The sequence below is a fragment of the Corallococcus sp. 4LFB genome (assembly GCF_046520365.1).
GTDB classification, from domain to species: Bacteria; Myxococcota; Myxococcia; order Myxococcales; family Myxococcaceae; genus Corallococcus; species Corallococcus caeni.
On the sequence record NZ_JBKGHJ010001038.1, the window covers coordinates 1 to 1,156 of the forward strand.

A 1,156-nucleotide genomic window follows, 5' to 3' on the forward strand; every position below is an offset into this window, starting at 1 on the left:
CTAAGTAGGTCGCCAGAAGTTCTCTAACAAATCGCGGAGCCAGAAGCCCTCGGCGAGGCAGCCGGCCTTGCGGAGGGACTCCAGGGGCGAGAGGGCCAGCACCCACCTGCGGGCGGCATCGACGTGCTGCTCCACGGTTGGGTACTGCCGGTTGGCGGACACGCGCTGCTTGAGCGGACGCCAGAGATGGTCCATGCAGTTGAGTTCCGAGCGTTGCTTGGGCAGCAGCGCCAAGTGGATACCGAGGCGTGCGGCGAGCCGTTGGGACTTCTGGGCGGTGTGGCAACTGGCCCTGTCGAGCACCAGCAGCAGCGGGCGAGCGGGGTAGGCCTTCCGCAGCGTACGCAGGAAGGCCATGAAGTCCTCCTGCCTGCCACGCCGGGTTGCCATGACGACGCGCCTGCCAGTCCGCGGATTGATGGCGCCCCACAGCGTGCGCTTGGCATTCTCCCCTGAAATCGGCACCCGCGCTTGCTCGCCCACCGGAGCCCATGTGGCGCGCAGCTGTGGAAACCAACGCAGCACCGTACTGTCGGTCACGAGCAGCACCGCGCGGGGCCATTGGCGCTTGAGTCGCTTCAGACGGCGAACAAGGCCCCTTTTTTCTGCCCCGGATACGGCGCCGCCGTCGCGTACACGTACCGGGGGCGCTTCCACGCCAGGCCCGCCTCATGCAACCGACGGCGCAGCATGCGAGGGGACACCTCGAAACCTTGGCGCTGCAGATGGGTGCGCAGCAGCGGCACCGTCCAACCATGGCTTGCCCAACCCACCTTCTCTGGGCGGGTGCGCACCACTTTGCGCAAGCGCTCGAAACTCAGGCGCGGAGCTGCCCTGGGCCGACCCGAGCGCGGGGCATCCACCAGGGCTGACGGGGTGCGCTCTCGCAGGTAGCGCTTGAGCCAGAAGTAGACGGCCGGTCGACTCAAAGCCGCGAGGTGCGCGGCCTCTCCCGGGCCTCTGCCTTCGGCGATGAGCTTGATGGCCAGAAGGCGACGGAAGTGGCGGGCCTCGCGTGCCTGCCGCAGCGCCCGTTCCAGCCGCCGCCTGTCAACTGCTGTCAGCCCCAACTTCTCAGGGCTCCTTGCCGGTCGCATGCCCTGGAAGCTGGGCATGCGGCCGGAATTTGTCTCGGAACTTCTGGCGGCCTACTTAG

The 1,156-nt window shown here is 67.6% G+C and carries 2 protein-coding genes; both read right to left on the reverse strand.

The genetic code is table 11. From position 1 onward, the window contains the following. Complete coding sequence (locus tag ACLEQD_RS43870) at positions 1 to 657, reverse strand: IS630 family transposase (protein WP_410391864.1); 657 nt, start codon at positions 655 to 657, stop codon at positions 1 to 3. Further along, positions 579 to 1,115, reverse strand: a complete 537-nt coding sequence (locus ACLEQD_RS43875; RefSeq protein ID WP_410391865.1) for a helix-turn-helix domain-containing protein — start codon at positions 1,113 to 1,115, stop codon at positions 579 to 581. The genes ACLEQD_RS43870 and ACLEQD_RS43875 overlap by 79 nt, the downstream gene beginning before the upstream one ends. Positions 1,116 to 1,156 lie beyond the last annotated feature (41 nt).

What these genes read in the sequence shown, in the direction of transcription:
- ACLEQD_RS43875 (WP_410391865.1), bottom strand. Translation starts at nt 1,115, where the DNA reads ATGCCCAGCTTCCAGGGCATGCGACCGGCAAGGAGCCCTGAGAAGTTG.